This window comes from Caulobacter sp. NIBR1757 (assembly GCF_027912495.1).
Lineage (GTDB): Bacteria > Pseudomonadota > Alphaproteobacteria > Caulobacterales > Caulobacteraceae > Caulobacter.
In genome coordinates this window covers 2,180,672-2,206,952 of the sequence record NZ_CP115463.1, presented here as the reverse complement: position 1 = coordinate 2,206,952, position 26,281 = coordinate 2,180,672, and the positions used below count along the sequence as shown (strand labels likewise).

26 protein-coding genes are annotated in these 26,281 nt (G+C 68.4%); 13 read left to right on the top strand and 13 right to left on the bottom strand.

From position 1 onward, the window contains the following. Positions 1 to 45 precede the first annotated feature (45 nt). Positions 46 to 714: a hypothetical protein gene (locus tag O5I81_RS10850; RefSeq protein WP_271068961.1), complete on the bottom strand. Its 669-nt coding sequence runs from the start codon at positions 712 to 714 to the stop codon at positions 46 to 48. 76 nt (positions 715 to 790) lie between these two features. Here O5I81_RS10850 and O5I81_RS10845 point away from each other — a divergent pair, with 76 nt between their 5' ends. From O5I81_RS10845 to O5I81_RS10830, 4 genes are all read left to right on the top strand, one after another. Further along, on the top strand, positions 791 to 1,015 hold the full coding sequence (locus O5I81_RS10845; protein ID WP_271069019.1) for a BolA family transcriptional regulator: 225 nt from the start codon (positions 791 to 793) through the stop codon (positions 1,013 to 1,015). A gap of 8 nt (positions 1,016 to 1,023) precedes the next feature. Further along, entirely contained in the window at positions 1,024 to 1,857 is an 834-nt protein-coding gene (locus tag O5I81_RS10840; RefSeq protein ID WP_271068960.1) for an aldo/keto reductase, read from the top strand. An 84-nt stretch (positions 1,858 to 1,941) separates the two neighbouring features. Beyond that, on the top strand, positions 1,942 to 2,307 hold the full coding sequence (gene grxD, locus O5I81_RS10835) for a Grx4 family monothiol glutaredoxin (RefSeq protein WP_271068959.1): 366 nt from the start codon (positions 1,942 to 1,944) through the stop codon (positions 2,305 to 2,307). 4 nt (positions 2,308 to 2,311) lie between these two features. Beyond that, positions 2,312 to 2,743: a thioesterase family protein gene (locus tag O5I81_RS10830; protein WP_271068958.1), complete on the top strand. Its 432-nt coding sequence runs from the start codon at positions 2,312 to 2,314 to the stop codon at positions 2,741 to 2,743. Here the strand turns inward: O5I81_RS10830 and O5I81_RS10825 are convergent. Then, on the bottom strand, positions 2,721 to 3,074 hold the full coding sequence (locus O5I81_RS10825; protein ID WP_271068957.1) for a hypothetical protein: 354 nt from the start codon (positions 3,072 to 3,074) through the stop codon (positions 2,721 to 2,723). The two genes, O5I81_RS10830 and O5I81_RS10825, sit on opposite strands and share 23 nt — an antisense overlap. Before the next feature lie 71 nt (positions 3,075 to 3,145). On the opposite strand from O5I81_RS10825, the gene O5I81_RS10820 reads away from it, so the two are divergent. After that, entirely contained in the window at positions 3,146 to 4,315 is a 1,170-nt protein-coding gene (locus O5I81_RS10820; protein WP_271068956.1) for a serine hydrolase domain-containing protein, read from the top strand. Positions 4,316 to 4,369: 54 nt separating this feature from the next. On the opposite strand, the gene rpsD is transcribed toward O5I81_RS10820, so the two are convergent. The 3 genes from rpsD to O5I81_RS10805 all read right to left on the bottom strand — a co-directional run bounded on the left by rpsD (position 4,370) and on the right by O5I81_RS10805 (position 6,664). Next, positions 4,370 to 4,987 carry a 30S ribosomal protein S4 gene (rpsD, locus tag O5I81_RS10815; RefSeq protein ID WP_271068955.1) on the bottom strand — a complete coding sequence of 206 codons (618 nt, stop codon included), beginning with the start codon at positions 4,985 to 4,987 and terminating at the stop codon, positions 4,370 to 4,372. A gap of 154 nt (positions 4,988 to 5,141) precedes the next feature. Continuing rightward, entirely contained in the window at positions 5,142 to 5,894 is a 753-nt protein-coding gene (locus O5I81_RS10810; RefSeq protein WP_271068954.1) for a hypothetical protein, read from the bottom strand. Between the two features lie 80 nt (positions 5,895 to 5,974). Next, the gene (locus O5I81_RS10805; RefSeq protein WP_271068953.1) at positions 5,975 to 6,664 is read right to left on the bottom strand and encodes a lysozyme inhibitor LprI family protein; all 690 of its coding nucleotides are present in this window, start codon (positions 6,662 to 6,664) and stop codon (positions 5,975 to 5,977) included. A 235-nt stretch (positions 6,665 to 6,899) separates the two neighbouring features. Here O5I81_RS10805 and O5I81_RS10800 point away from each other — a divergent pair, with 235 nt between their 5' ends. Both O5I81_RS10800 and O5I81_RS10795 read left to right on the top strand, forming a co-directional pair. Further along, positions 6,900 to 8,345 (top strand): FAD/NAD(P)-binding protein, encoded by a 1,446-nt coding sequence (locus O5I81_RS10800; protein WP_271068952.1) that lies wholly within the window; start codon positions 6,900 to 6,902, stop codon positions 8,343 to 8,345. Between the two features lie 92 nt (positions 8,346 to 8,437). Further along, on the top strand, positions 8,438 to 10,633 hold the full coding sequence (locus tag O5I81_RS10795; protein ID WP_271068951.1) for a S41 family peptidase: 2,196 nt from the start codon (positions 8,438 to 8,440) through the stop codon (positions 10,631 to 10,633). Here O5I81_RS10795 and fghA read toward each other — a convergent pair. Continuing rightward, complete coding sequence (gene fghA / locus O5I81_RS10790; protein WP_271068950.1) at positions 10,630 to 11,457, bottom strand: S-formylglutathione hydrolase; 828 nt, start codon at positions 11,455 to 11,457, stop codon at positions 10,630 to 10,632. The two genes, O5I81_RS10795 and fghA, sit on opposite strands and share 4 nt — an antisense overlap. 113 nt (positions 11,458 to 11,570) lie before the next feature. Here fghA and O5I81_RS10785 point away from each other — a divergent pair, with 113 nt between their 5' ends. Genes O5I81_RS10785 through O5I81_RS10770 form a run of 4 tightly spaced genes read left to right on the top strand, consistent with a single transcriptional unit; the run spans position 11,571 to position 15,269 of the window. Continuing rightward, positions 11,571 to 12,086: a hypothetical protein gene (locus O5I81_RS10785; protein WP_271068949.1), complete on the top strand. Its 516-nt coding sequence runs from the start codon at positions 11,571 to 11,573 to the stop codon at positions 12,084 to 12,086. Next, entirely contained in the window at positions 12,079 to 12,759 is a 681-nt protein-coding gene (locus tag O5I81_RS10780) for a PspA/IM30 family protein (RefSeq protein ID WP_271068948.1), read from the top strand. The genes O5I81_RS10785 and O5I81_RS10780 overlap by 8 nt, the downstream gene beginning before the upstream one ends. 14 nt (positions 12,760 to 12,773) lie before the next feature. Beyond that, positions 12,774 to 13,397, top strand: coding sequence for a YqiJ family protein (locus O5I81_RS10775; RefSeq protein ID WP_271068947.1), 624 nt, complete (start codon positions 12,774 to 12,776; stop codon positions 13,395 to 13,397). 12 nt (positions 13,398 to 13,409) lie between these two features. Next, a complete protein-coding gene (locus tag O5I81_RS10770; protein WP_271068946.1) occupies positions 13,410 to 15,269 on the top strand; it encodes a flotillin domain-containing protein in 1,860 nt (619 codons plus the stop codon). Positions 15,270 to 15,503: 234 nt separating this feature from the next. Here the strand turns inward: O5I81_RS10770 and O5I81_RS10765 are convergent, their stop codons facing one another. The 5 genes from O5I81_RS10765 to O5I81_RS10745 form a co-directional block, all read right to left on the bottom strand. Continuing rightward, positions 15,504 to 16,613, bottom strand: coding sequence for an S-(hydroxymethyl)glutathione dehydrogenase/class III alcohol dehydrogenase (locus tag O5I81_RS10765; protein WP_271068945.1), 1,110 nt, complete (start codon positions 16,611 to 16,613; stop codon positions 15,504 to 15,506). A 30-nt stretch (positions 16,614 to 16,643) separates the two neighbouring features. Continuing rightward, positions 16,644 to 17,753, bottom strand: a complete 1,110-nt coding sequence (locus O5I81_RS10760) for a nitronate monooxygenase (protein ID WP_271068944.1) — start codon at positions 17,751 to 17,753, stop codon at positions 16,644 to 16,646. A 320-nt stretch (positions 17,754 to 18,073) separates the two neighbouring features. After that, positions 18,074 to 18,544, bottom strand: a complete 471-nt coding sequence (locus tag O5I81_RS10755; protein WP_271068943.1) for a DUF3828 domain-containing protein — start codon at positions 18,542 to 18,544, stop codon at positions 18,074 to 18,076. Between the two features lie 68 nt (positions 18,545 to 18,612). Next, complete coding sequence (locus O5I81_RS10750; RefSeq protein ID WP_271068942.1) at positions 18,613 to 19,899, bottom strand: DUF1254 domain-containing protein; 1,287 nt, start codon at positions 19,897 to 19,899, stop codon at positions 18,613 to 18,615. A 302-nt stretch (positions 19,900 to 20,201) separates the two neighbouring features. Beyond that, positions 20,202 to 20,987, bottom strand: coding sequence for an RNA methyltransferase (locus tag O5I81_RS10745; RefSeq protein WP_271068941.1), 786 nt, complete (start codon positions 20,985 to 20,987; stop codon positions 20,202 to 20,204). An 85-nt stretch (positions 20,988 to 21,072) separates the two neighbouring features. Between O5I81_RS10745 and bla the strand changes: the two genes are divergently transcribed. After that, on the top strand, positions 21,073 to 22,077 hold the full coding sequence (gene bla / locus O5I81_RS10740; RefSeq protein WP_271068940.1) for a class A beta-lactamase: 1,005 nt from the start codon (positions 21,073 to 21,075) through the stop codon (positions 22,075 to 22,077). A 242-nt stretch (positions 22,078 to 22,319) separates the two neighbouring features. On the opposite strand, the gene O5I81_RS10735 is transcribed toward bla, so the two are convergent. Continuing rightward, a complete protein-coding gene (locus tag O5I81_RS10735; RefSeq protein ID WP_271068939.1) occupies positions 22,320 to 24,341 on the bottom strand; it encodes an elongation factor G in 2,022 nt (673 codons plus the stop codon). Positions 24,342 to 24,535: 194 nt separating this feature from the next. Between O5I81_RS10735 and O5I81_RS10730 the strand changes: the two genes are divergently transcribed. Continuing rightward, a complete protein-coding gene (locus O5I81_RS10730; protein ID WP_271068938.1) occupies positions 24,536 to 25,984 on the top strand; it encodes an NAD(P)/FAD-dependent oxidoreductase in 1,449 nt (482 codons plus the stop codon). Positions 25,985 to 26,042: 58 nt separating this feature from the next. Here O5I81_RS10730 and thiS read toward each other — a convergent pair whose 3' ends face one another. After that, entirely contained in the window at positions 26,043 to 26,243 is a 201-nt protein-coding gene (gene thiS / locus O5I81_RS10725) for a sulfur carrier protein ThiS (protein ID WP_271068937.1), read from the bottom strand. Between the last annotated feature and the right edge of the window lie 38 nt (positions 26,244 to 26,281).

The following is a 26,281-nucleotide window of genomic DNA, read 5'->3' as shown; positions in this document are numbered from 1 at the left end:
GTCCCCGTGAACAGTGCGTGAGAGTCGCGTGATTGTCCAGCTGGCTTATTGGTCCCCGTCACGCACCCAGCGACTGTCTTCGCCGCCGGTCCCGCCGTCCTCAAAATCCTCCGAAAGGCCGGCCGCCTTGATCAGCGCCACCTTGCTCTCGGGCGCGCAGCCCGACAGTTCGTCGTCCATGATCATGCCTGGCGAGGGCTCCAGCGTGCCGTAGCGTGGATTTCCGTCCGGCTTCTTCGCGTCCTTCGGCGGCGGCGGTCCGCACTGCACCATCCAGCCGCTGTAGGCGGTGATGCGGCCCTCCTTGTCGGTCTTCAGGGCCTTGAGGCCCATGTAGAGGTAGAGGGTGGCCGCCTTGCCGTCCTCGCCCTTCTTCTCGTCCTCCAGCTGGATCTGCAGAACGCGGGGATCGCCGGCCGCCAGGATGAAGGGCAGGTTGAAGGCTTCTCCCTTGTCGCTGACCCCGGTCATGGCCGAGCCCTTGACGACGATCCAGTGGGCGCACTCAGGCCATTTGGTCGCCGGCGCCTTGATGTCGAACTTGCAGCCCTTCTCCTTATTGACCCAAAGGCCCTCGCGAAGGGTCGGCATCCCCTGGTCCTCGGCCAGAAAGGTCGGCTCGCTGGTGACCACCATATTGCAGGCCGACAGCGATGCGGCGAGCCCCGCGGCGGCCAGTCCCTTGAACGCCCAGCTCACAATCCGATGCCGCATGCTGAATCCCCCTTCGAAGCCTATTAAGCATTATCCCCCATTGCTCGGCTGCCTACGAGGAGAGTCGTCCGTGCCCATGCCCGTCGAAGAACTGGAACGCCGCCTAACCGAGGCCTTCCCGGACTCGGAAATCACCATCACCGACCTGGCGGGCGATGGCGACCACTACAAGGCCCGCATCGTCTCCCCCGCCTTCGCCGGCCTGCCCCGGGTGCGACAGCACCAGCTGGTCAACAAGGCCCTGGCGGATGTGCTCGGCACCGTGCTGCACGCCCTCGCCCTCGAAACCGCAGCCCCTTAAGGCCAGACATGCGCTACCGCCCCTTCGGCGCCACCTCCGGAATGGCCGTTTCGACGGTCTCGCTGCTGCTCGATGATTCGATCCGCAAGTCGGCGCGGGACTGGCGCGAGTTGATCGAGGCGGCGATGAGCGTCGGCATCAACGCCTTCGAACTGGCCGGCCACAGCGACCCGTTGCTGGATGGTCTGGGGCAGGCGATCGCCAACATCGAGCGCCGGCTGCTGTTCCTGGCCTGGCAGGCCCCGTCGATCGGCAACCTCGACCACACCACCGGCATGATCCTGCGCCGGTTGGGAACCGACTACATCGACCTCATCGTCGTCGAGGATCTGGGTCAGATCGAGTTCGCCCGCGCCCTGAAGCCCGGGCGGCAGGCTCGGTACGTCGGTGTCTGGGGCTCGGACGAAACCATGGACCTGGCGCTGGACAGGCCCGGCGTCGACTGCCTGATCACGCCCTACAGCCTGACCTCCGGCTGGAAGGAGCGGCATCGCCTGAAGGTGGCCTCGGAAAAGAACATCGCAGTCATCGCCCGCGAGGTCTGCCCGGCCGAACTGACCGGCGCCGACAAGCCCGGCCTGATTCCCAAGGGCTGGTTCAGGAAGAAGCCCAAGATCAGCGCCCGCAGCCCCTACGCCTTCCTGGAATCGACCCATGGCTGGACCGGCGAGGAAATCTGCCTGGCTTTCGCCCTTTTCGAACCGGCGGTGACCAGCGTCCAGGTCCAGGCCGATACGCCCGAGCGCATTACCCGGCTGGCCGCCGTCCCCGAGCGTGACCTGCCGACCGGCGTGGCGGCGCAGATCGAGATGGCCCGCTTCTCCGGCGAACCGAAGCGCTGATTGAACTGCTTGATGCCGGGGGTTCTTGACCCGAAGCCCTGCGGCGCCTAGCTGAAGGGCAAGTTTTCCTTGAGGATTTGACCCATGTCCGACGCTGCCCCCACCACTGACGCAGTGGCCGATCGCGTCCAGGCCTTCATCGCCGGCGCCGTGGCTGAAAACCCCGTCGTGGTGTTCATGAAGGGCGAGCCGGACCAGCCGCGCTGTGGCTTCTCGGCCCAGGTCGTGCAGATCCTCGACCATCTGGAAGTCGATTTTGTCGGCGTCGATGTGCTGCAGTCCGAAGAGCTGCGCCAGGGCATCAAGACCTACAGCGACTGGCCGACCATCCCCCAGCTCTATGTGAAGGGCGAGTTCGTCGGCGGCTGCGACATCATCCGCGAGATGTACCAGGCGGGTGAACTGAAGACCTTCCTGCAGGGCCAGGGCGTTCTTCCCCAAAACAGCTAAGGGCGTGAGCCGGAGCCTTAACCCACCTGAAGGCCGCCAGACCTTCAGGCTCGATTTCACGCCGACCGCGGCGGACATCGACGAGAACGGCCACGTCAACAACGTCGTCTATCTCGGCTGGATGCAGGATCTGGCCACCGGCCACTGGCGCGCCCGCCTGCCGGCCGGGGAACAGTCGAAATGGGCCTGGATCGCCCTGCGCCACGAACTCGACTACCGCCGCGAGCTGAAGCTGGGCGAGACCGCCAACGCGGTGACCTGGATCGGTGATCGGCGCGGGCCGCGCATGGACCGCTTCTACCGGATCGACGGCCCCGACGGCGAGATGTGCTCCCAGGGCCGTTCCGAATGGTGCCTGATCGACGCGGTCACCCGTCGCCCCGTCCGCGTGCCGGAGTGGATGGAAACGATGTTCAGCGCGCCGCCAGCGGATTGACGATGGCCACCGACTGGCCCGGCTTGAGGCCCAGTTCGGCGTAGCTGAAGGCGATCTCCATCGGCTGTGGCGCGGCCTTGCAGGCGTCGATCTTCTTGCGGCCGAAGGCGACCGCGACCCGATTGCCCGCCCGCTCGACGAACCAGACGATGTCGTCCTTGGCGGTGCAGCCGGTCGAGGTCACGCGGATGACCAGGGCGTCGGCCCGCACCTCGGCGCCCAGCAGCGGCTCCAATTCGACCATCCCGGCGTCCGGCGAGGAATAGACAGCCCGGGTGGCGCAGGCCGAAACCAGGAACAGGGCGGCGAGCAGGGCGTGGCGGCGGGTCATGCCGTCACCAAAGACAGCTGCGCGGTTCTTGTCTAGCCTCAGCACGATCCCGAACGGTGAGGACTCACCCCGTGCGCACGTTGACCTTCAGTCTCGTCCTGCTTTTCGGCCTCACGCCGCTGGCCGCCTCGGCGACACCACCCCCCAACCCGGTCTACGATTTCACGGCTTTCGAGGCCCGCGCCCGGCAGGCCATGGCCGACACCGGCGCCAGGGGCCTGGCCGTCGCCGTCATCGAGAACACCGACGTTGTCTATGTTAAGACTTTCGGCGAGCGAAACGCGAAGGGCGAACCGCTGACGCCCGACACGGTGATGTATGGCGCCTCCCTGACCAAGGCGGTGTTCGCCTACACCGTTCTGCAGCTGGTCGATGAGGGCGTCATCGACCTCGACGCCCCGATCTCGAAATACCTGGCCAGGCCCCTGCCCGACTACAAGGGCTTCGCCGACGACTACGCGCCCTACGAGACCCTGACCGACGAGCGCTGGCGATTGATCACCCCGCGCATGCTGCTGACCCACAGCGCCGGCTTCAGCAACTTCTATTGGGACAATCCCGGCGAGAAGCTGGTCATCCATTTCGATCCCGGCAGCCGATACGCCTACAGCGGCGATGGCATGATCCTCCTTCAGTTCGTGCTGGAGAAAGGACTCGGCCTTGATCTCGGCAAGGAGATGCAGCGGCGGGTCTTCGACCGCTTCGGCATGAAGAACACCTCGATGATGTGGCGGCCGGATTTCGCCGCCAACCTCGCGGACGGTTGGCATGAGGACGGCAAGGCGGAAGTTCATGACGAGCGCAGCCGCGTGCGCGCGGCCGGGTCGATGGACACGACGATCAGCGACTTCTCCCGGTTTGCCTCGGCCCTCATGCAGGGCGAGGGCCTGTCGCCGGCGTCACGGGCGGAGATGATCAAGGCCAGCCTGCCGATCACCACCCGCAGCCAGTTCCTCACCCTGCAGCCGGAACTTCCGCCGGCCCAGCGCCGCAAGGATCTGGCCGCCGGCCTCGGCGTGGTGGTGTTCGATGGCCCGCAAGGCCGCGGTTTCCTCAAGGGCGGCCATAACGACATGACCGCCAATACCTGGGTCTGCGTCGAGCAGCGCAAACGCTGCGTCGTCATCCTGTCCAACGACGTGCGGGCCGAGAAGGCGTTTCCCGATCTGGTCAAGGCGGCGCTCGGCGAGACCGGGGTTCCCTATGACTGGGAGTACGGCTTCACGCCTAACGCCAGATAGAAAAAGGGCCCCGGATCGCTCCGGGGCCCCTGTCTCTTGGTCTGACCCTACGCCTTAGGAGGAGTAGAATTCGACGACCAGGTTCGGCTCCATCTTCACCGGGTACGGCACTTCGGCCAGTTCCGGGGCGCGGACGAAGGTGGCCGAGAACGACCGCAGGTCCACGGTGATGTATTCGGCGAAGTCACGCTCGGACGAGCCGAGGGCTTCCAGCACCAGCGCCATGTTGCGCGACTTTTCACGCACAGTGACGACGTCGCCCGGCTTCACGCGGTAGCTGGCGATGTTCACGCGCTTGCCGTTCACCTGCACGTGGCCGTGGTTGACGAACTGGCGGGCGGCGAAGACGGTCGGCACGAACTTGGCGCGGTAGACCACCGCGTCCAGGCGGCTTTCCAGCAGCGCGATGAGGTTTTCCGAGGTGTTGCCCTTGCGGCGGTCGGCCTCTTCGTAGGTCTTGGCGAACTGCTTTTCGGTCAGGTTGCCGTAGTAGCCCTTCAGCTTCTGCTTGGCCTTCAGCTGCAGGCCGAAGTCGGAGACCTTGGACTTGCGGCGCTGGCCGTGCTGGCCGGGGCCGTAGGAACGCTTGTTGACCGGGGACTTCGGACGACCCCAGATGTTTTCGCCCATCCGGCGGTCGATTTTGTACTTGGCGCTATGGCGCTTGGACATAAGTCACTCATTCAATTGTCGATCCGGGCCGGCGACCCCGTCAGTGGGGCCACGATCTCAACGGCGGCTACGGATCACCCGTCATGTCTTCCAGCGCCAACCGGCGAGCCGGCGGCGTGGAAGGCGCGGTGTATGACGGCGCGAGGCCGTCAAGTCAAGACGCGGACGCGGCCTCGGGCGCGGGGGTCGGCGCGGCCGCCGGTGCGGGCTTCGGCAGGATGGCGTCGATGCGGGCGATGACATCGTCCATGGCCACGACCTGCACCGCCTCGATGACTTCGGCGATATCGGGATCGGCGAGTTCCTCTTCCTTGAACGTGTGCGGCCGCACCGGCTGGGCGGCGGCGCTGCTGGCGATGACCTGACCGTCGATCTTGACGGTGATCTCGACCACATAAGGAGCCGGATCGGGCTTGAAACGCTGGGTGTCGTACCAGCCCGACTTGGTGTCCTTGCGCTTGCAGTTGAGGTTGTAGGTCGTGCCCATCAGGCCGCCGATCAGACCGCCCTGCCCCTGGCCGACACTGCGGATCAGGTTGATCTGGGCGTTCTGGAAGAACTCATAGCGCTCCAGCACCACCTCATGGCCGTTCAGGCGGTCGCCGAAGTGGTCGCGCAGGCGCTTTTCCACCCGCTCGGCGCGGCCGCCGACCAGCTGGTCGCCATAGCCATAGACGCCGTATTCGCAGGAGCTGAGGAACAGGTTCACGAACCGCCACTTCTGCTTGTAGACCTTGCGGGTGTTCTTCAGCGTCCAGGCCGGCGCGGCAGGGACCACTGCCGGCGCTTCAACAGGCGCGGCCGCCTCTGCCGGAGCCGGCGGCGTTGAGGCCTCCTGGGCCTGTGCAAAGCTGGTCGTCATTGCCAGCATGAGGCCGGCGGCGGCCATCGAACGCCCGATACGCATGAAAATCCCCCCAGGATCCGGCGCGTCACGACTGCGCCCCGGCGCCGCGTTTCTACGGCGCCGGGGCCAGGTCTTCAACGTCAGCCGTCGATCAGATCGCCAGCCGACAGCGGCTTTTCGTCACTGACCTCCAGCGGCCGGCCAAGCTTCGGCGACCAGTCGATCAGCCGTTGGACGGTCGGGCCCTGGATGGCCACCACGATCCGGCTTTCGCTGATGCTGCGGAATTCGACCGCGGCCCCCTCGATGCCGCCGCCCAGGGAGGGCGCCACCGGCGAGGCCGCGTCGGCCTCAGCCAGCCACTGCGCCATCATTGCGTTCAACGCCCGCTCGCCGGGCGTCGCCGGGTCGGCCAGCTGGTCCAGCAACAGCCGCCGGCCGGTCCGCCGCAGCATCGGCCCGTCCGGCGCGGCCGAGGTGGCGTAGCGGGTCAGGGTCAGGATGGCCGGGGCCTTGGCGAAGCTGGTGTCGAGGTCGGCCGTGCGCTGGTCATAGGCCCACTCGAGGCAGACAGGGTCGTCGGCGCAGGCCGTGCGGGCATAGTTCAGGAAGGAGCGCTGTCCTTCCAGCAATCGACTTCGCTGACTGGCCGGAAACCTCTCCATCTGGGTCCTGTAGCTCTGGGCCATCCGCTGGTCCGCGACCGCCAGGGTTGGACTTTCGCAGGCCAGCCGCTCGACCGAGGCCTTGGCCTTCGCACAGTCGAAGCTGGGCTTCGGTGAGACCGGTGGGGCCTCCGCCATGATCGGCGCGGCAGCCTTCGACGCCACCGGCGCCGTCTGCCCACACGCCCCCAAAACCGCCGCGAGCGAAGTCGCGGCCGCCACAAGACAAGCCTTCCTTTTCATGGTTGTTCCGCCAGGAAGCCCGACCGGTCCATCCGGTCGCCGCTCCGGTAACGATGTTCATCGCTTCCCCTTTTGTTCCGCAAATCAACGGTCCGTGTTCGGCGCCTTGTCTTGCGCCCTTCCCTTACGCAAAGTCGCCGCGAGCACGGGAATCGCCATGGCCGACCTCAATTCGCCGACCCGCACCGTCGCCATCATCGGCGGCGGCTTCAGCGGGACCCTGCTGGCGCTGAAGCTGACGGCGGCGCGGCCCGGCTGGCGCATCCTGCTGATCGATCCGGCCGTGCGGCCCGGACGCGGCCTGGCCTACGGCGCCTGCGAGCCCTACCACCTGCTCAATGTGCCGGCCCACCGGATGGAAACGGGCCTGACCCCGCCCTTCCAGGACTGGCTGTCGGGCGCCGGCCGCCACCTCGACGAGGCGCTGGTCGAGGCCGACGGGGTGTTGGCCGACGCCTTCCTGCCGCGCGGCCTGCTCGGCGACTATCTGCAGGAGCGGCTGGAGGACGCCTGCTCCGAAACCGACGGCCCCGGCCTGGCCACCGTTCGCGGCGAGGCCGTGGCCCTGCTCGACCCGCCCCGCCGTGGCGTGCGCCTGCTCGACGGGCGGGAGATCGCCTGCGACCTGCTGGTGCTGGCCACCGGCAACCTGCCCCCGCGCGCGCCCCTGCCGCAGGACGCCTGGCTGCACGATCATCCCGCCTTCGTCCCCGACCCCTGGGCGCCGCAGGCCCTCAAAGGCGGCGATCCCGAGGCCGCCGTGCTGATGCTGGGCACCGGTCTCACCATGGTCGATGTCGCCCTCAAGCTGGCCGCCGAGGGGCAGAAGGGACCGATGGTCGCCGTCTCCCGCCGGGGCCTGGTTCCGACGCCGCACAAGGCCGGCGGGGCCTGGTCTCCGTTCGTCGCCCCGCTGCTGCCCGCCTCGCCGCTGATCCTGACTCGCGCCATTCGCGCCGCCGCCGGCCAGGCCGAGCGACAGGGCACGCCCTGGCAGCGGGTGATGGACGCCGTCCGCCCGGCCATCGCCCGCGTCTGGGAAACCTGGAGCCCCAAACAGCGGCGGCAGTTCCTGCGCCACCTGCGTCCGCGCTGGGACGTCCATCGCCACCGCATGGCGCCGCGCGTCTCCGCCCGGCTGGACGCCCTGCTGGAAAGCGCCGCCCTGACGGTGCTGGGCGGCCGCATCGTCGAATGGACCCGCCGCAAGGGCCAGGTCACCGCCCGGCTGCACCTGCGCGGCCTGAAGACCGAGCAGACCCTGACGGTCGGCCGGGTCATCAACTGCACCGGTCCGCGCAGCGATCTCGACCGCCTGGCCAACCCGCTCTTCGCAGACCTTGCCCGCCGCCGCCTGATCCGCCCGGACCCGCTGGGCCTGGGCCTGGAGAGCGACGACTGCGCCGTGCAGGACATCGACGGCCGCGCCTCCGACTGGCTCTACGCCATCGGCCCGCTGACCCGCCCGGCCCTGTGGGAAGTCACCGCCGTGCCGGAAATCACCGCCCAGATCGACCGCCTGACCCACGAACTGGCCCAGGACGCGGAGCGGCCGAAAGTTGCCCTGGCCGAGACCTTTATCGACATGGGCGCGGGGATCTAGCCTTCAACGCGCCCTTTGAGTGAACACCGGTCTGCCGCAACCTGGCCGCAATGAGCGGCTGTGATGCGGGCAGTCACTCGGGGAGATCGCTCATGCGCAAGCTGCTGACGGCCATCGCCGCAACCCTGGTCGTCGCCGGCTCGACGGCCGCCCAGACGCCGCCACCCAACATGAACTTCGATCAGGGCGTCGCCGGCGCCGCGCCGGCCGGGTGGCGGGCGGCGACGAACGGCTATGAGTCTGCGCTTGATGCCTCGGATCCGCACGCCGGGCCGCTGTCGGTCAGGCTGCAGCGCAAGGCGGACGCCACCGCCGAACAGGCCTTCGGAACCGTCAGTCGCACGCTCGACGCCGCGCCCTATCGCGGCCAGCGCGTCCGCTTTCGCGCCGCCGCCCGCGTCAAGCCGGTCAACGGTCAGCGCGCCGGCCTGTGGCTGCGGATCGATCGCCCCGACGGCCAGACGGGCTTCTTCGACAACATGGCCGACCGGCCGATCACCTCCGAGATCTGGCAGGTCTATGAGATCGTCGGCGTTGTCGCCCCGGACGCCGAGCGCATCGTCTTCGGCGCTCTCGAAGGCGGCCCCGGAACTCTGTGGATGGACAGCGCCTCCATCGAGATCCTGGGTCCGGCCGTGAACGCCAACGAACCTGCCCGCGCCCTTACGGCCCAGGGACAGAGCAATCTGCAGGCCTTCGCCCGCCTGTATGGCTATGTCCGCTGGTTCCATCCCAGCGACGAGTCCGCCAAGGCAGACTGGGACGCCCTGGCCGTGGCCGGTGTCCAGCGGGTGGAGACGGCGCGCAACGGCAGGGAACTGGCCAAGGCGCTGCGTGAGGTCTTCCTGCCCGTCGCCCCGACCCTGATCATCGAGCCGGGCGCGCCGACGCCGCCGGGCCTCCTGCCGAACACGAGCCCGCTGGCCTGGACCCACAAGGGTGTCCAGTTCAGCAAGGAGAACGTCTACAGCAGCGTGCGCGGCGCCCCGCCCAGCGGCATGGCGCCGGACGCGGCGGTCAGCCTCGACCTCGGCCAGGGCGTCACCGCCCGTATGCGGCTGGTGCTGCCGGCCGGCGCCCCGGGCGCTGCCGCGCCGGTGATCAAGCCCGACAAGCCCGAGGGCTTCCAGTACAGCGGCGACGACCGGGCCACGCGTCTGGCCGACGTGGTCATTGCCTGGAATGTGTTCCAGCACTTCTATCCCTACTTCGACGTGGTGAAGACCGACTGGTCGGCCGAACTGCCCAAAGCGCTGACGGCGGCCGCGACGGACAGGGACGCGGCCGCCTTTCAGGACACGCTCAAGCGGCTGGTCGCGGCTTTGAAGGACGGGCACGGCAACGCCACCCGTCCACATCGCATGGGCCTGCTGCCGGTCTTCTGGACCTGGGCCGAGGATCGCCTTGTGGTCACCGAGGTCGTTGGCGGGACCGACGTGAGGGTCGGTGACGTGGTGCTGGCCATCGACGGCAAGCCCGTCGCGGACCGCATCGCCGAGGAGGAGGCGCTGATCTCCAGCGCCACGCCGCAATGGCGCCGCTGGCGCGCGCTGCGGGAGATGACCCTGGCCGAACAGGGGACCACGAGCGTTCTCAAGATCCAGCACGCGGACGGCACGACCGCCGACGTCACCCTGACCCATCAGCTCTACGAGAAAGAGGCTGCCGCCCAGCACACCGAGGTGAGGCCGGCGCCCATCGCCGAACTCAAGCCGGGCCTGCTGTACGTCGACCTGGAGCGCACATCGGTGGACGATATGAAGGCCGCCCAGGACCGGCTGGCCAACGCCAGGGCGGTGATCTTCGACATGCGCGGCTATCCGGGCCAGAGCGCCTATTGGCTGATGTCCCACCTCAGCGACAAGACCCTCAACTCCGCCAACTGGAACGTGCCCGTGGTCACGCTACCGGATCGGCAGGGCTGGACCTGGGACACCCGCAAATGGACGCTCGAGCCGGAAACGCCGCGGGTGACGGCAAAGCGGGTGTTCATGACCGACGGCCGGGCGATCAGCTACGCCGAGTCGATCATGGGTATCGTCGAGGCCTACCGGCTGGGCGAGATCGTCGGATCAACGACGGCCGGGACCAACGGCAACATCAATCCGTTCGTCCTGCCGGGCGGCTATCGCCTGGTCTGGACCGGGATGAAGGTGACCAAGCACGACGGCTCGACCCACCATGGCGTCGGCATCCAGCCGACCATCCCGGTCGAGCGGACGGTCGCCGGCATCCGGGCCGGGCGCGACGAATACCTGGAAGCCGCGATCAAGGCGGCCGGCTTCTAGAGCCCGGCCGCGTGCCAGGCGATGTGCTCGGCGATGAAGCTGGTCATGAAGAAGTAGCTGTGGTCGTAGCCGGGCTGGCGGCGAAGGGTCAGCGTCTGGCCGGCGGCAGCGCAGGCCGCTTCCAGCAGTTCGGGTTTGAGCTGGCCTTCCAGGAATTGGTCGCCGAGGCCCTGGTCGACGAGAATGTCGTCGAACCTCGCGGCGCCGGCCTCGATCAGCAGGCAGGCGTCGTGCGCCGCCCAGGCCGCGCGGTCCTCGCCAAGGTAGGCGGTAAACGCCTTCTCGCCCCAGGGACAGCGGGTCGGCGAGACGATCGGGGCGAAGGCTGACACCGATCTGAACAGGTCCGGATGGCGCAGGGCCAGGGTCAGGGCGCCGTGGCCGCCCATGCTGTGGCCGAAGACGCCGCGCCGGGCCGGGTCGGTCGGGAAGGCCCCGTCCACCGCCGCCAGCAGGTCGCGGGTGATGTAGGTTTCCATGTTGAAGTGCGGCGTCCAGGGTGCCTGCGTGGCGTCGAGGTAGAAGCCTGCCCCCTGCCCCAGGTCATAGGCCGGGTCGTCGGCCACGCCCTCGCCGCGCGGGCTGGTGTCGGGGGCGACGATGATGACGCCATGCTGCGCGGCCGCGCCGTAGGCGCCGGCCTTGGTGGTGAAGTTGTCTTCCGTGCAGGTCAGGCCCGACAGCCAGACCAGCACCGGGAACGGCCCCTCGCCCGGCGGCGTGAAGACGCTGAACTTCATCGGCGTGCCGGTGGCGGCGCTGTCGTGCCGGCAGTAGCGCAACGTGCCGCCGTGGACAGTGTGGGTGGCGGTGATTTCCAGCATGACGGCTCCTGGGGCGTTGCGTCTTCCTAGACGATCCAACCGGGAAAAAGCCATGCCGCACACAAACGAAAGACAAATGTATACAAACGTCTGACATATGTTAACGTCGCTGCATGGTCGGTTTGAACAAACCTCTCAGCGTGCGGTTGGCGGATGACGACGCGGTCTTTCTGGCCGCCCTGCGCATCGACGACGCCATCACGGCCAGCGACAAGGTGAGGGCCCTGATCCGTCAGGCGCGCCAGCGGGCCGAGGCGCCGGAAGGCTACGGCGGCGCCCTCGCCGTCAGCCGCGACCTGCTGGCCGAGCCGGCCCAGGCGGTGCGCGAGGCCGAGGATCGGGCCGGCGTCCATTCTGGCGTCGTCCGCACCCTGCTCAGCGAGGCCGAGGAACTGCTGGCCGTCGGCCTGGCCGCCCCGGCCGAGGTCCGCTCGGGCGAGCCGCACGACCTGGCCCGCTACGAGGCCCGGCTGGTGGATCGCGCCGCCCGGATCGCCGAACAGCTGCTGCGCTGGTCGGTCACCCCGACCGCCCCCGCCTACGACCCGGCCGTGGTCTCGCGACGCATTGCGGCTTTGGCTGACCTCATCGCCCTTCATGCCAACCGTAAGGAGTCCTCCCATGGCTGACAGTCTTGGTGTCCGCGTCGGGCGAATCATCAGCGCCAGCGCTCATGCGCTGATCGACCAGGTCGAAGGCGCCCTGCCCGACGCGGTCATGCAGCAGACCCTGCGCGAGATCGACGCCGCCATCGACGAGGTGCGCACGGAACTCGGCAAGGCCATCGCCTCGCGTCATCTGGCCAGCAAGCGCCTGACCGAACAGAGCAGCCGCCATGAGGACCTGTCCGAACAGGTCGAGATCGCGCTGGGCCAGGGCCGCGAGGACCTCGCCAAGGCCGCCATCGAAAGCCAGCTCGACATCGAGGCCCAGGTCCCGGTGCTGGAAAGCACCGTCGCCGACACCGCCAGCCGCGAACGCGAGCTGGAAGGCTATGTCGCCGCCCTGCAGGCCAAGCGCCGCGAGATGGAAGACGGCTTCCAGTCGCTGCTCGCCGCCCGCAAATATGCGGCCGAGAAGGTCGGAGCCGCCCCCCTCGGCGGCAACGGCCCCGGCGTCGCCCGCCGCATCGATGACGCCACCACCGCCTTCAACCGGGTCATGGCCCGCGAGGGCGGCTCCGGCGTCGGCCGGGTCGATCGTGGGCTGGACAGCCGCCTCGCCGAACTGGACAGACTGTCGAGGCAGAACCGGGTCGAGGAGCGGCTGGCGACTCTGCGTGCTAAGGTAGCGAAAGACTGAGGGGGACCGCGTCGATGTGGGGGTTTCTGACGGCCGGGGGCAATGTGCCCTTCGTCGCCGCCTTGTTGCTGATGATCCTGGTCGGGGCGGTCGAACTGCTCGGGCTGGGCGGCGGCCTGTCCAGTGATGGCGACGGCGACCTCATCGATGGCGAAAGTCCCTCCCTCCTGTCCTGGCTCAACATCGGCCGCCTGCCGCTGCTGATGCTGATCGTCGTCTTCCTGTTCAGCTTCGGCATGATCGGGGTGATCGGCCAGCGGCTGCTGCACGCCATCGCCGGCATCTACGCCCCGGTCTGGATCTCCACCCCGCTCGGCCTGCTGGCCGCCCTGCCCCTCACCCGCACCTTCGGCCGCTGGGTCTCCCGCATCATGCCCAAGGACGAGACCACCGCCATCTCCCGCGACAGCCTGGTCGGCCGCGTCGCCGCCATCGTCACCGGCGAGGCGCGGGTCGGCAGCGCCGCCCAGGCGCGGGTCCGCGACGAGCACGGCCAGGTCCACTACGTCATGGTCGAGCCCGACGACGAGGGCGAGACCTTTCAGCAGGGGGACAGCGTCATCCTCGTCCGCATGGCCGGGGCCAAGTTCTTCGCAATCGCCAATACCAGTCCGTCGCTGCGCGACGCCATTGTCTAACCAGGAACAGTCATGACCGGCTTGCCCGCTATCTTCGAAATCCTCATCCTGGCGGGCCTCGGCCTCGTCGGCCTGCTGATCCTCGGCCTCATCGTGGCGCGGCTGTACAAGCGCGCCTCAAAGGAGACCTCCTTCGTCCGCACCGGCTTTGGCGGCGAGAAGGTGGTGATGAACGGCGGGGCGCTGATCATCCCGATCCTGCATGAGACCATCCCGGTCAACATGAACACCCTGCGCCTGGCCGTGGAGCGCAAGAATGAACAGGCCCTGATCACCAAGGACCGCATGCGCGTCGACGTGCTGGCCGAGTTCTACGTGCGGGTGCAGCCGAGCAGCGACGCGATCGCCTTCGCCGCCCAGACGCTTGGCCAGCGGACCATGCATCCCGAGCAGCTGAAGGACCTGATCGAGGGCAAGTTCGTCGACGCCCTGCGCTCGGTCGCCGCCGAGATGACCATGACCGACCTGCATGAGCAGCGCACCCATTTCGTCCAGAAGGTGCAGCAGGTCTCCAGCGAGGACCTGCTGAAGAACGGCCTGGAGCTGGAAACCGTGTCGCTGACCGGCCTCGACCAGACAGCGATGGAATACTTCAACCCGTCCAACGCCTTCGACGCCGAAGGCCTGACGCGGCTGACCGAGGAGATCGAGCGGCGCAAGAAGATGCGCAACGACATCGAGCAGGACACCCAGGTCCAGATCAAGAACAAGAACCTGGAAGCCCAGCGCCAGACCCTGACCATCACCCGCGACGAGGAGTACGCCAAGCTCGAGCAGCAGCGGGAGATCGAGATCCGCCGGGCCGAACAGTCCGCCGACGTCGCCCGCCAGCAGGCCGAAAAGGCCCGCGAGGCCGAGGGCGCCAAGATCACCGCCGAGCAGGAGATCGAGCAGGCCAAGATCGAGGCCGAGCGCAACGTCGGCCAGCAGCGCATCGCCATGGAGCAGGAACTCAAGGAACGCGAGATCTCCAAGGAACGCGCCGTCGAGACCCAGAACATCGAGAAGGCCAAGGCCATCGAGCTGTCCGAACAGGACCGCGCCATCGCCGTGGCCGAGAAGTCGAAGGAGCAGTCCAACGCCCAGGCCCTGGCCGACAAGGCCCTGGCCCTGGCCGTCCAGGCCGAGGAACAGGTCAAGACTGTGCGGGATCGCGAGGCCGCCGACCGCCAGAAGATCATCGAGCTGATCGAGGCCTCGAAGGAGGCTGAACGCGCCGCCATCGGCATCAAGGTGGCCGCCGAAGCCGAGAAGATGGCCGCCATCGACAAGGCCGAGGCCTCGCGCGAGACCGCCCGCGGCGCCGCCGACAAGACCAAGATCGAGGCCGAGGCCGCCGCCGAGGCTGTCCGCGCCGCCGCCGAGGCCTCGCGGGTCCGCTACGCGGTCGACGCCGCCGGCGCCAAGGCGATCAACGAGGCCGCCAACCTGCTGAGCGCCGAACAGGTGGCCATGCAGATCCGCATCAAGCTGATCGAGAACCTCGACCGGATCATTGCCGAGTCGGTGAAGCCGCTGGAGAACATCGACAGCATCCGTATCGTCCAGATGGACGGCATGAACGGGGCCGGCGGCGCCTCGAGCGCCGAGGGCGGCTCGTCAGGCGGCGGCAACCTCGCCGACCAGGTGGTCTCCGGCGCCTTGCGCTACCGCGCCCAGGCCCCGCTGATGGATCAGCTGATGGCCGAGGTGGGCCTCAGCGGCGGGACGCTCGACGGCCTGACCAGCGCCCTGCGTACGCCCGCCCCGGTTCTGCTGGAGCCGGAAGCCGAGGCCGCCCCGGCCAAACGCCGCCGCAAGAAGGCCGAGCCGGTCGTCGTCGAGGAAGAGGACGTCGAGGAAGCCGAAGTCGAGGACGACACCGAGGCGTAAGCAGCACAGCCTTTTTGGGGCGAATGGAGGGGTCGGCGAGGTCGCCGGCCCCTTTCTCTTTGCCTCTGCCCCAAGGAAACAACTCTATCTCCGTCATCCCGGCCGGAGCGCGAAGCGCGGAGAGCCGGGACCCAGGGGGTGCGTGAACTCCGCTATATCAACCGCCCGCGCACGTCGCCCCCTGGGTCCCGGATAGCCCCTGCGGGGCTTCCGGGATGACGGTTTGGTGGGGTCCTAGAACACCACCACCGACCGGATGCTCTCGCCCGCATGCATCAGGTCGAAAGCCTTGTTGATGTCTTCCAAAGGCATGGTGTGGGTGATCATCGGGTCGATCTCGATCTTGCCGTCCATGTACCACTCGACGATCTTCGGCGTGTCGGTGCGGCCGCGCGCGCCGCCGAAGGCGGTGCCCTTCCAGACCCGGCCGGTGACCAGCTGGAACGGGCGGGTGGCGATCTCCTTGCCGGCCTCGGCGACGCCGATGATGATGCTCTCGCCCCAGCCGCGATGGCAGGCTTCCAGCGCCTGGCGCATGACGGTGACGTTGCCGGTGGCGTCGAAGGTGTAGTCGGCGCCGCCGTCGGTCAGGGCGACGAGGTGGGCGACGATGTCGCCGTCGATGTCCTTGGGGTTGACGAAATGGGTCATGCCGAAGCGGCGGCCCCACTCCTCGCGGTCGGGGTTGATGTCGACGCCGATGATCATGCCGGCCCCGACCATGCGCAGGCCCTGGATGACATTGAGACCGATGCCGCCCAGACCGAAGACGATGCAGTTGGCGCCGGCCTCGACCTTGGCCGTGTTGACCACGGCGCCGACGCCGGTGGTGACGCCGCAGCCGATGTAGCAGGCCTTGTCGAAGGGGGCGTCCTTGCGGATCTTGGCGAGCGCGATCTCGGGCAGGACGGTATGGTTGGCGAAGGTCGAGCAGCCCATGTAGTGGGCGATTTGCTGACCCTTGTAGGAGAAGCGGCTGCTGCCGTCCGGCATCAGGCCCTTGCCTTGCGTGCCACGAATGGCGGTGCAGAGGTTGGTCTTGCGCGACAGGCAGCTTTTGCACTGCCGGCATTCGGGTGTGTAGAGCGGGATGACGTGGTCGCCGGGAACGACACTGGTCACGCCCGCGCCGACTTCCAGCACCACCCCGGCCCCTTCGTGGCCGAGGATCGAGGGGAAGATGCCCTCGGAGTCGAGGCCGTCCAGCGTGTAGGCGTCGGTGTGGCAGATGCCGGTGGCCTTGATCTCGACCAGCACCTCGCCGGCGCGGGGCCCCTCCAGGTCGACCTCGACGATCTCCAGCGGCTTCCTGGCTTCGAAGGCGACGGCGGCGCGGGTCTTCATGGGTAGAATCTCCTCTGATCGGCGGACAACCTAGCTGTTGTCGGGGTCCGGTCCATGGGTTCGATAGTGGAGCAAGGCAGAAACCTCGCAGGCTTCGTGCCACCAGGCCCGGACCAGATCGGCCGCCCTGCCCTTGCGGGTCAGCGACACCCCCTGCCCGGCCCACAGCGACAGCGTCTCGCTGTCGCCCAGCCGGCCGGCAACGACGCGCAGCTCCCGGGTCAGGCGGTTCTGCACGGGATAGGCCGGGACCTCACCTTCGACGGCCCGAAAGGTCTGCATGAACTCGTTCTCGATGCCCCGCGCGTTGCGGCCGGTGAAGGCGCGGGTGACGGCGGTGGCGTCATCGGGAACGGTCTCGATCCGGCGGCGCCAGGGTTCGCTGATCGTCGCCTCTTCAGCCAGTAGGAAGGCGGTGCCCATCTGCGCCGCCGCCGCGCCGAGACTCAAGGCCGCCGCCACGCCTCGCCCGTCCATGATGCCGCCGGCGGCGATGACCGGCGCCGCGACCACCGGCCGGATGGTGGCGACCAGGGCCATGGTCCCGATCAGGCTCTCGGGGCCGGGCCTGAGAAACTCGCCGCGATGACCGCCGGCCTCGGACCCCTGCGCGCAGATCGCGTCCACGCCGATTGCCGCCCAGGCGTGGGCCTCGGCGACAGTGGTGGCCGTGCCGACGACCAGGGTTCCGGCCGCCTGCAGGGCCACCACCTGATCGCGGGTCAGGACATCGAAGGTGAAGCTGGCCAGGGGCGGGGCGGCGGCCAGCAGGGCGGCGAACTGGGCGTCGAAATCCGGGGCGTAGTCGTTGGGCGATTCCGGCAGGCCGATGCCCAGGCGATCGTACCAGGGGGCGAGGCGTTCGAGCGCCTCGCTGACCATGGCGGGGTCGGGCGTCGCCGGGCGGGTGATCAGCAGGTTGACGCCGAAGGGCCGGTCGGTGGCGGCCTTCAGCGCCGCGATCTGCTGGGCGATTTCCTCGGGCGCCAGGGCGCCGGCTGCCAGCGAGCCCATGCCGCCGGCCTGGGTGACGGCCAGGGCCATGGCAGGGCCGGACGCGCCGAGCATCGGGGCCTGGATGATGGGGATGGCGAGGTTGGCGAGCAGGGCGGCGGCGGTCATGGCAGGAAGATGGGGCATGGGCTGGCGGAACGAAAGACGGCTGGCTGTCGGCCCTAATCGAAGCGGACCTACCATTATACCCCGCTCATCGGGGCAAGGCCGGGGATGGCGCCGCCGCCCTTTGAAATCCTTGAGGAACCGTGGGGCGGGGTGTTGGGTCGAGCGCTGGCAATGTAGCCCGGCCTGTAGCGGCGGCGTGGGTCGCTCGTCAGGGAATGTGGGGTGAGTCCTGGGGCGGGCAGCCTACATATCCGCCGAAATGTGTCGCATCGTCGATCAGGGGTGAAAACGGCCGAAAATGGATATGTCTAGACATATTCATCAAGTTTCGAGGCCCTCTAGTCCTGCGGATTGGCGACCAAGCGGCGGCTGAGCCACTCTTTCTCGGGGGTCTTCATGTAGACGTCCTCGATGACCCAGCGGCCATCCTCGACGACCATGTCGATCAGGCGCTCGCGGGCCTCGCTGTAGTTTCTGAAGGTCACCCGGACCTGGGCGGTTTCGGCGGTCTGTTTGAGGACCACGATCTTCAGGTTCCGGTAGTCGGCCAGGTCCTGGCCGCCCGAGACCCAGTCGAAATCGAGGTAGTTCATGTCGCGCTGGGCGTCGATGGCCAGCAGGGCCCGCAGGCCGGCGGCGTAGAGCGACGGCTCGTCGGGGGCTTCCTCGATCGGCTCGGCGTCGGGGTCGGGATCGGGGACGGGCTTGTAGAGGTCGGCGATGACCTCGGCGGGGCCCGGCGTCTGGGCGAGCGCGGGGGCGCCGAGGGCAAGGGTCAGGCACAGGGCCAGGATCAGTCGTCCGCGCATGGGGGTCTCCGTTGTCCGGTGACCTTTGCGCCGGGCGGCGGGCGCCGTCTTCCCCCGTTGGGGTGGGGTCAGGCGCGGGTGATCGGCGACAGGCGCCATTCGCCGTTGATCAGGGCGGGCCTGGGCAGATAGGCGCGCCAGGTGACCATCCAGGGGCCGGCCTTGGGGGCGGGCAACCAGTTGGCGGTGCGCTCGCCGCCCGGATCGGTGCGGCCGATCCAGACATCGACGCCGCCGTCCTTGCGGCGCTTGAGGCCCTTGCTGCGGTCGCCGATGGCGTAGCGCTTCAACGGATTGTCGGTGAAGAAGAACTGGCCGTCGGGCGTGGCCTCATACATCGACAGCGACCAGAAGCCGTCCAGCGGGACATCGGCGGGCAGGCTGAAGCGGTAGAGGCCATCGCCGTGGAAGACGCCGTCCTTCTCCCCGTCGGGCCGCATATACATGGCCTCGGCGGTGGGCAGGGCGCCGAGGCCAGCCAGGGCGACGGCGGCGCGATAGACGTAGTCCTGGCCATAGTCGCCGAGGTTGGCGCGCGGATAGCGCCAGCCCTTGATCGACTCCTGGCCGCCGAAGCCGACCTTGATCAGGCTCTTCGCCTCGGCGACGCCGGCGGCGACGGCCGCCATGTCGGCCGGCGCGATCTGCCCTTCGCCGAGCAGGCCGGCGGTGCGGCGCAGCAGGCGCAGGTCGAGGGCGGTGGCCGGGTCGCTGGCCATCAGGTCGCGGACGCTGGCGAAATAGGCGACGGGGTCGGCGCCGCGCTCGGCGTAGGCGCCCGGCGGCTTGCCGGCCTTGCCCGAGACCTTGAAGCCGCGCAGCAGCTGCTGGACCTGGGGGACCTCTTCAGGACCATCGACGAGCACCCGGGCCAGGGCCCAGGCGTGAGGCGTGGCGACGCGCACCGGGTTGGGACCGGTCGAGGGCTGGCCCGGGCCGCAGAGGGTGAAGGTCCCGCCGGCCCCGCCGATCGTGCGGCTGCCGAGGACGGCATTGTTGTTGGTGAACATGTCCATGATGGCCACCGACCAGTAGCGGTCGCCGGTCTCGGGGACGGTCAGGGTCACGGGGCCGTTGGTCAGGTCGAGCCAGGCCGACAGGTAGAGGGTGTCGTTGTTCGGGGTGGTGACGACGCGGGCGGTGTGGTCGGACAGGGCGCGGCCGCCGGCGAAAAAGTTGGGCGGCAGGCCCTGCTTCATCTGGCGGGCCCGGGTGGTGGCCATCTCGATCAGCGGCAGGCCGAAGATCCAGGCGTCGCGGGCGGCGGACTTGAGGTCAGTTTGGGCGAAGGCGGTGGGGGCGAGGCCGGACAGGCCGAGGGCGCCGAAGGTCAGCATGAGTTCGCGGCGATTCATGGCGGGCTCCCGTGGTTGAGCGGAATGTAACCGGGCGGTTTCATTTTGCCAAGACTTCGTGTTCGGCGGGGAATCTGGCTCTCCGCGTTGGCGTGGGCGGAGGACCGCTTTCGAGCCTCCAAGCGAGAAAGCAGGAGGCGGGCACTCCGGCGTTTGAAGGTTGGCTTATAGCCTTATGAGCCGGCGTCCGCGGACACAGCGCACGACCGCCGGTGGACGTCCCGCCTCCTGGTTTGTCGCTGACGCTCCAAACCTGTCCTCCGCCCCAAGGGCGGAGAGCAAAACTCGCGCGCCGTCTGCGCTCAGTCGCCGGCCTTTTCCGCCGCCGCCTTCTGGGCCGCCAGTTTGGCGAGGACGCGGCCCCTGCCTTTCGACAGCGCGGTCACAACGCCGCGGAAGGTGCGGACTTCCTGGTCGGTCATCTGGGCCTTGCCGAGGGCGACGCGCAGGTTGCGGACCATAGAGGGGCGTTTGGCGGGCGGGTGGAAGAAGCCGGCCTCGTCGAGTTCGGCCTCGAGCTGTTCGTAGAGGCCCATCATCGCCTTCTGGTCGGCCGGCGGCAGGGCGTTGTGGGCGAAGGCCTGGCGGGGGCCCTCGTCGATGGTCAGGCGCCATTCGTAGGCGTTGAGGGCCACGGCCTGGGCCAGGTTCAGCGAGCGGAAGCGCTCGTCGACCGGGATGGTGACGATGGCCTGGCAAAGGGCGATGTCGTGGGTCTCCAGCCCCGCCCGCTCGCCGCCGAACAACATGCCCACGGCCTGGCCGGCGGCGACACGCTCGTGCAGGTCGGCCGCTGCCTGGCGCGGGGTGATGACGGGCAGCTGGGTCTCGCGCGGGCGGGCGGTGGTGGCGAAGGTCAGGGAAAGGTCGCCAATGGCCTCGGCCAGGGTGTCGAACACCTGAGCGTTGTCGAGCGGCCAGCTGGCGCCCGAGGCGCTGGCCCAGGCGCGGTCCTGCGGCCAGCCATCGCGGGGACGCACCAGGCGTAGTTCGGACAGGCCGAAATTGGCCATCACCCGGGCGACGGCGCCGATGTTCTCGGCCAGCTGGGGTTCGTTGAGGATGACGACGGGGGGGCGGGTGGACATATTCGGAAGGGAAGACATGGGGCGGCTTCCTACTCCACACGGGTGGCGGATGTCGAACGGCCCGCTCGCGCGTTAGGGTGCGATGATGCGCCCTCTCCTCCTCTGCCTCGCCCTGCTGCTCGCCGCCTGCGGAGGCGAAACCGAAACGGTCGCCAAGACGCCGGTCATGCGGATCAAGGTGCTCGACGAGGGCATCACCCGGCTGGCCGACGGCGTCGATGGGCGGCTCGAGGTGGCGGTGCAGAACATCGACGGCGGTGAGGTCTGGGCCCGCAATTCGCAGCAGACCTTCCCATTGCAGAGCGTCTTCAAGGCGCCGTTGGGAGCGGCTGTGCTGGCCGAGGTCGATGGCGGCAGGCTGTCGCTGGACGAGGTTCTGACCATCAGCGACATGGAGCTTTCGCCGCCCCTCAGCCCCATCTCCCTGGCCTGGCCCGGACGAACGACCTACAGCGTGCGCGAGCTGCTGGTCGCCGCCGTGCGCGACAGTGACAACACCGCCGCCGACGTGCTGATGCGCAAGATCGGCGGGCCGGGGGCGTTGAAGAGCTGGCTGGTCGAGCACGGCATCATCGGGCTGCGGATCGACCGCTATGAGCGCGAGCTGCAGGTGGAGGCGATCGGCATGCACTCTTTCCGCCCGGCCTGGCGGACGCCGCAGGCCTTCGAGGCGGCGAAGCTGGCCGTGCCGGAGGCCCAGCGCCGGGCGGCGTGGGAGGCCTATGCCGCCGATCCGCGCGACACCACGGTCGCGTCAGGGTCGCTGAATTTCCTGCGGCAGCTGTCGACCGGGCAGCTGTTGTCGCCGGCCTCGACCAAGCTGTTGCTGGGGTTGATGACGGAGACCAAGACGGGGGCCAACCGGTTGAAGGCCGGTCTGCCGGAGGGGGCGACGCTGGCCCACAAGACCGGGACGTCGGCGACGAATTTCGGGGTGACGGTGGCGACCAACGACATCGGCATCCTGACGCTGAAGGATGGGCGGAAATATGCGGTGGTGGTCTTGCTGGCCGACTCGACGGCCGATCTGAAGACGCGCGAGGGGGTGATCGCCGAGGCGATGAGGGTGATCGCGAAGGCGGTGGCGTAAAATCCTCCTTCGGGACGCGCAGCGTCACGGGGGAGGGGGACCGCGACCGAAGGTCGTGGTGGAGGGGGCGGCGCCGGCGGAGGGTATTATTCCCGTTCTGGCGCCGTCATCGCCTCATGCGCCAGAACGAGGCTAGCCGGCTGGAGCCGGTGCTGCCCCCTCCACCACCGGCCCTGAAGTCGGGCCGGCGGTCCCCCTCCCCCGTCGCTTCGCGCCGGAGGAGGATTTGCTGCGTTTGCCGCCTACGCCGAAGCCCGCGACACCACCTCTTCGGCCTTGCGGCCGGTCAGTTCGACGCGGTGGTCGAAGGCCGCTTCGAAGGCGCCGAGGCCCTGGGTCATCGAGCGCAGGTCGATGATGAAGTCCTGGCGTTCGGCGTGCGGCATGCAGACCTCGATGCGGTCCCAGCCGGGCCAGCCGTCGCGGGCGTCGAAGCCGAGGATCTGGCCGCGCTTGTTGGACAGGGTCGAGGTGATGCGGGCGGTCGCCGTGTTGGGGGCGTAGATGGTCAGCTTCTCGATCGGCTCCAGCAGGATGGGTGAGGCGGCGGCGAGGCCTTCGCTCATGCCGATGCGGCCGGCCGTGCGGAAGGCCATTTCGCTGCTGTCGACCGGATGCCAGCTGCCATCGACAAGCGTCACGGCGACATCGACCACGGGGAAGCCCAGGGGCCCCTTCTCCAGCGCATCGCGCACCCCGGCCTCGACGGCGGGAATCCATTGCTTGGGCACCACGCCGCCGGTGATGCGGTCGCTGAACTGGAAGCCCTCGCCGCGGGCCAGCGGGCGGATCTCCAACAGCACGTCGCCGAACTGGCCATGGCCGCCGGTCTGTTTCTTGTGGCGACCGCGCTGGGTGACGGCCTTGCGGATGGTCTCCTTGTAGGGGGTGGTCGGGGCGTGCTGGGTGACCTCGAGGCCGTAGCGGCGTTTGAGGCGATCGAGGGCGATGCGCAGGTGGGCCTCGCCCTGCCCGGCCAGCCGCATCTCATGCAGTTCGCCGTCGTGGACGAGCTTCAGGCCAGGGTCCTCTTCCAGCAGCTTGCTCAGGGCCCCGGACAGCCGCACGTCGTCCTTGCGGTCGCGGGTTTCGATGGCGATCTCGTAGACCGGGAAGCGGGCCGTGGCCGACACCGCCGCCTTCACGCCTGTCTTGCCGATGCTGAGCAGATCGCCGGCATGGGCGCCCTCGACCTTGCCGAGGGCCACGACGTCGCCGCAACGGGCCGAGGCGACCTTCTTCGTCGCCTGGCCCAGGACCTGGAACAGGCCGCTGATTCGGCCCTTCCCCTCATCCGGCAGGGTGACGTCCGAGCCGTCGGCGAGATCGGCGCCGAACACCCGGGCATAGGTCATCTTGCCCGCCTGGCCGGCATGGCTGGTCTTGACCACATAGGCGGACGGGCCATCAGCCCCGAGCCGACGGGCCGCCGCATCCGGTTCCGGCGCATCGTGGCGCAGGGCCTTCAGCAGCCGGCGCACGCCGCTGCCCTGCTGGGCCACGCCGAGGAAGACCGGGACGATCTGGGCGGCGCGGGTCTCGGCGATGATGTCGGCGAAGACGGCGCCGAGGTCCGGCGTCTCGTCGGACAGCAGCTGTTCCATCAGCGTGTCGTCGAAATCGGCCATCTGTTCGAGCATGTGGAAGCGGGCGCCCTCCTCCTCGGCCTTCAGGTCGCCGGGAATGTCCACCTGCTCGGAGGCCTTGCCGGGGCGGTAGACGAAGGCCCGTTCGAGGGCGAGATCGATAAAGCCGGTGACGTGCTCGTCCTTCCAGATCGGCAGCTGGCGCGCCACCACGGGCGCGGCCGAGACCGGCTGCAGGGCGGCCAGCAGGTCGCCGACGTTGCCGCGCGCCTGGTCGATGCGATTGACGAAGATGGCGCGGGGAATGCCCAGCCGCTCGATCTCCTTCAGCCAGGGCTGGGCGAGGATGGCCTTGTCGGGCTCGGGATCGATGACCAGCAGGGCGAGATCAGCGCAGGCCAGGGCGTGGTCGGCCTCAGCGCGGAATTCCACCGATCCCGGGCAGTCGATGAGGGCGTAGCGGTCGTCCATGAAGTCGAAGCTGGCGATGTTGAGCTCGACCGACTGCCCGGCCGCCCGGGCCTCGGGGCTGCCGTCGCCCACCGAGCCCTGGCCGACCGGGACCTGGCGATCGGTGGCGCCCGCCGCATGCAGCAGGGCTTCGAAGAGAGTGGTTTTTCCCGCGCCGTTCGGACCGACAAGGACGATGGTCCGGACGGCGCCTGCTTTTCTACCCATGAGGAGACCTCCCACTGTCAGGCGGACGGCCTCGCGGCCATGCCGCGGTTTAGGGTCAGGGAAGGACCAGACCGGCCCTTCACGGCGCCACTTCACGCCTGTGTGCGGCGCAGCAGCAAGCGCGGTGACGTGAGGTCACGCTTTCGGGAACGGCGGGGTTGGGTCATCCTTTGGGAAAACAAGGGGAGCGACGCGTGTCTGACGGTCTCGACGCCATCATCATCGGGGCGGGCTTCGGCGGCCTGTGCGCGGCCATCAAGCTGAAGGAAGCCGGGTTCAAACGGCTGCTCGTGCTGGAAAAGGCCGACCGCCTCGGCGGCACCTGGCGGGACAACACCTATCCCGGGGCCTGCTGCGACGTGCCCTCGCGGCTCTATTCCTACAGCTTCGCGCTCAATCCGAACTGGAGCCGCGCCTACAGCGGCCATGCCGAGATTCGTCAGTACATGGAGGACGTCGCGGTCCGCTTCGGGGTGCGCGACCGGTTCCGCTTCAACGCCGAGGTCGAGCGGGCCGACTGGGACGGCGAGGCCTGGACGGTCACCTTGAAGGGCGGCGAGACCTTGAGCGCGCCGGTGCTGGTGTCCGGGCTGGGGCAACTGAACCGGCCGAGCTTCGCCGGCATTCCCGGCCGCGAGAATTTCAAGGGCGACAGCTGGCATAGCGCCCGCTGGAACCACGATGTCGATCTGGCCGGCAAGACGGTCGGCTGCATCGGGGCCGGGGCCAGCGCCATCCAGTACATCCCCGAACTGGTCAAGACGGCCGGCAAGGTCGTGGTCTTCCAGCGCACCCCCAACTATGTCGTGCCGCGCCTCGACAAGGCGATGAGCCCGGGGCGGCAGGCGCTGTATGCGGCCTTCCCCTTCATCGACCGGGCCCAGCGGTGGCTGACCTGGAAGCTGATGGACGCCAGGTTCCAGGCCTTCAAACAGGGGACCAAGGCGGCGGCGGACTTCCGCAAGGTGGCGATGGACTATCTCGACGCCACCATCACCGACCCGGTGCTGAAGGCCAAGCTGACGCCGGACTATCCGATCGGCTGCAAGCGCATCCTGGTGTCGGACGACTACTACCAGGCCCTGGCCCAACCCAACGTCGAGCTGGTCACCGAGGATGTGAAGGCGATCACCGGGGCCGGCGTGCGGACCGGCGACGGGGCCGAGCATGCCTGTGACGTGCTGGTCTTCGGCACCGGCTTCGAGACCACCGACTTCCTGGCCCCCCTGGCCATCCACGGCGAGAACGGCCGCTCGCTCGACGAGGCCTGGAAGGACGGGGCGGAGGCCTATTACGGGGTGACAGTGGCGGGTTTCCCCAACCTCTTCCTGCTCTATGGCCCCAACACCAACCTCGGCCACAACAGCATCATCCTGATGATCGAGGCCCAGGTCGGCTACATGGTCGAGGCGATGCGGGTGCTGAAGGCCCGGGGGGCGAAGGCGCTGAAGCTGAAGCCGGACGCGCAGGCGCGGTTCAATACCCAGCTGCAGCACGACCTGCAGGACACGGCCTGGGCCGGGTCGTGTTCAAGCTGGTACAAGACGGCGTCGGGGAAGATTACCAACAACTGGAGCGGCGATACCGCGACCTACATGAAGGTGATGCGGGAACCGGTGCTCAGCGATTACGAGGTGGCTTAAGGGTTGGCTCCGCCCTCCCCCACGGGATTGGTGGGGCTGGCAGCGACGCGCGGCCTCCTCACCCACCCCCGATGAACGTCACGATCTCGATGCGGTCCCCGTCCATCACCGGCGTATCGGCATAGGTCGAACGCGGCACGATCTCAAGGTTTCGCTCGACCGCGACCTTCCTCGGATCGAGCTCCAGCGCCGCCACCAGGGCGGCCACCGTCGCCACGTCTTCAAACGTCTGTTCTTCGCCGTTCAGCTGTATCCGCATGCCTGCGCTTGTTACCCCGGCCTTGCGGCGATACAAGG